The 3,136-nt window shown below is 65.2% G+C and carries 3 protein-coding genes; all 3 read left to right on the forward strand.

What is annotated here, in order from left to right; genetic code table 11:
* A partial coding sequence (locus EOC06_RS23845; protein ID WP_164898706.1) for an amino acid ABC transporter ATP-binding protein occupies positions 1-486 on the forward strand: 486 nt, incomplete at its 5' end.
* A gap of 32 nt (positions 487-518) precedes the next feature.
* On the forward strand, positions 519-1,949 hold the full coding sequence (locus EOC06_RS23850) for an FAD-binding oxidoreductase (RefSeq protein ID WP_245469979.1): 1,431 nt from the start codon (positions 519-521) through the stop codon (positions 1,947-1,949).
* 95 nt (positions 1,950-2,044) lie between these two features.
* A partial coding sequence (locus EOC06_RS23855) for a thiamine pyrophosphate-binding protein (protein WP_245469980.1) occupies positions 2,045-3,136 on the forward strand: 1,092 nt, incomplete at its 3' end.

Genomic DNA, 3,136 nt, shown 5'->3' on the forward strand with positions numbered 1-3,136 from the left:
GTGTTCCAGCACTTCAACCTGTTTCCACACATGACGGTGCTGGAGAACTGCATGCTCGCGCCCATGATCGTACGCAAGGTGCCGCGCGCGGATGCCGAGGCGACCGCCCGGCGCTATCTGGAGAAGGTACGCATTCCCGAACAGGCGATGAAGTATCCCGGTCAGTTGTCCGGCGGCCAGCAACAGCGGGTCGCGATAGCGCGTGCCCTTTGCATGCAGCCCGAGATCATGCTGTTCGATGAGCCGACCTCTGCGCTCGACCCGGAAATGATCGCGGAAGTGCTCGACGTCATAGTCACGCTCGCCTCCGAAGGCATGACAATGATCTGCGTCACGCATGAGATGGGTTTTGCGCGCCGGGTTGCCGACCGGGTAATTTTCATGGATGGAGGCGAGATCGTCGAAGAGGCGCCTCCCGATGAATTCTTCACCTCCTCCCGCAACGAGCGCACGCGGCAGTTCCTGTCGCAGGTGCTTGGTCACTGATCGATGCAACGATCCCGCGTCAGGCCGCAGCCATGTCCGTGACTGATCCCGTCACCGCCTTGCGCGAGATGCTCGGACCGAAAGGCTGGCTTTCGGGCAGCGATGCCAGGCCCTATCAGCGCGATTGGCTCGATCGCTACGGCGTCGCGGCTCTGGGCGTGGCCAGGCCTGCGGATACCTCCGAAGTGGCCAGTGTCGTAAAGACATGCCACGCGGCCGGCCTGGCGGTCGTGCCGCAAGGCGGCAACACCGGGCTTTGCGGCGGCGCCGTCGCCGATCGGCCGGATGCGGTGATCGTTTCGCTTTCGCGCATGACGGCGATCGGCAAACCGGACTTGGACAGCGGCTCGATCCTCGTCGAGGCGGGAGCCGTGCTTGCCGCGCTGCACGAGGCGCTGGAACCGCACGGCCTGATGTTTCCGATGCATCTCGGCGCGGAAGGCAGCGCCAGGATCGGCGGCCTGGTCGGCACCAATGCCGGCGGCAGCCAGGCATTCCGGTATGGCATGATGCAAGACCTCGTGCTTGGCCTGGAGGTCGTGACCCCTGACGGGGCGATATGGAACGGGCTGCGCGCGGTGCAGAAGGACAATGCCGGCTATCAGTTGCGCAAGCTCTATTGCGGCGCGGAAGGAACGCTTGGCATCGTGACGCGCGCGATCCTGCGGCTCTACCCGATGCCGCGGCGGCAGGCGAGCGCGCTTGTCGTCATGCCCGATTTCGCCGCGGCGGTTTCGTTTGGCACCTTTCTGCGGGGCGAGGCGGGGGAATTCCTGACCGGGCTCGAGTTCTTCTCCGACATCGGGCTGGGACTGGCCCTCAAACACCTGCCCGACCTCGCCTACCAGTTGGAGGCACGCGGCGAGGTCTATGTGCTGGTCGAACTGGCATCGGGCGCCCCCCGCGTTCCGCTCGACGAGATACTGGCTTCGGCGCTGGAGTGGGGCATGGAGCAAGGCCTGGTGCTGGACGGAGCATTGGCGGCGACGGGCGCGCATCGCGCACAATTCTGGCGGCTGCGAGAGGAGCAGCCGGAAGGACAGAGGCTGGAAGGAGAGCAGCTGAAGCACGACATCTCGGTGCCTCCGGGCGCTATCGCCCGTTTCGTAGAGGCCGGCGCAGAGATCTGCGACGACATTCTTCCCGGCGTGCGGATAAACCCGTTCGGGCATCTCGGCGACGGCAACATCCACTACAATCTGTCGCCGCCGGAAGGCCGCGCCGATTTTGACGGCAAGGCCGAGCGGTTCGCAGAGGCGCTATCGTCGCTCGCCACGGAAATGGGCGGCAGTTTCGCGGCCGAGCATGGACTTGGCCGCGCAAAGGTCGCGATGGCCAACCGAAACCGCAGTCCGTTGGAGCGCGAACTCATGGCGCGGCTCAAGGATGCATTCGATCCACGGGGCACGATGAATCCGGGCGTGCTGGTGCACGCTGCTCGGCAAAGAAAAACTTTCGAATAGACGGCATTTCTTGATTTCGCCCCGAACCGCCTGCGTGCACCTATGAACCGAAGGCAGGCTCGATCGACCTGCCGCCAAAGTGAGGATGTCGAAGCATGATCCGCAATGGCGGCCGCCTTCTCGTCGAGTGCCTGATCGGGCTTGGCGCGACCAGGAGCTTCGGCGTGCCCGGAGAAAGTTATCTGGCCGTCCTGGACGCGCTGCACGACACGCAGGGAAAGCTGGACTACACGCTTTGCCGCAATGAAGGCGGCGCGGCGTTCATGGCCTCGGCCTACGGCAAGTTGACCGGCTCGCCAGGCATCTGTTTCGTGACGCGCGGCCCAGGCGCCACCAACGCCAGCATCGGCGTTCACACGGCCATGCAGGACAGTTCGCCGATGATCCTGTTCGTCGGCCAGGTCGGCACCGACATGAAGGGCCGCGAAGCGTTTCAGGAAATCGACTACCGGTCGGTGTTCGGCACGGTCGCCAAATGGGCGGTCGAGATCGACGATGTCGCGCGCCTGCCCGAGATTGTGGCGCGGGCATGGACGACCGCATTGACCGGACGACCTGGTCCCGTCGTGGTCGCGCTGCCCGAGGACATGCTGACCACCATGACCGAAGCGGCTCCGCTCAGCGCACCGGCGGCCATTTTCGAGCCGGCGCCGGCGCCGGAAGCGATCGCTTCGGCCTTCAGGCTGCTGGCCAAGGCCGAGAGGCCGGTCCTGCTCATGGGCGGCGCCAACTGGACCGTGGACGGACGCGCGGCGCTACAGGCTTTCGCAGAGGTTTCCGACATCCCTGTCGTGGCGGCCTTTCGCTATCAGGACCAGTTCGACAACCATTCGCCGGTCTTTGTCGGCGAGGCCGGCGTCGGCATGGTGGCGCATGTCAAAGCCCTGCTCCGCGACGCCGACGTGATCCTGGCCGTCAATGTGCGTTTTGGCGAGATGACCACGGACGGCTATACGCTGCTGTCCGTGCCGGTGCCGCGCCAGAAACTGATCCATGTCCATGGCTCCGATCGCGAGATCGGCAAGATCTATGTGCCGGCTATCGGTATCCATGCCGGGCCGAACGCTTTTGCCCGGGCGTTGACGCCCGTCAAAGGCGGCTGGGCGGACTGGCGCGCCGCGGCCCGCAAAGCCTATGAAGGGACATTCGGCGCGCCCGTCCAGCCCGGCCCGGTGGACATGGTGGAG

Source organism: Mesorhizobium sp. M7A.F.Ca.MR.362.00.0.0 (assembly GCF_004023175.1).
Classification (GTDB): domain Bacteria; phylum Pseudomonadota; class Alphaproteobacteria; order Rhizobiales; family Rhizobiaceae; genus Mesorhizobium.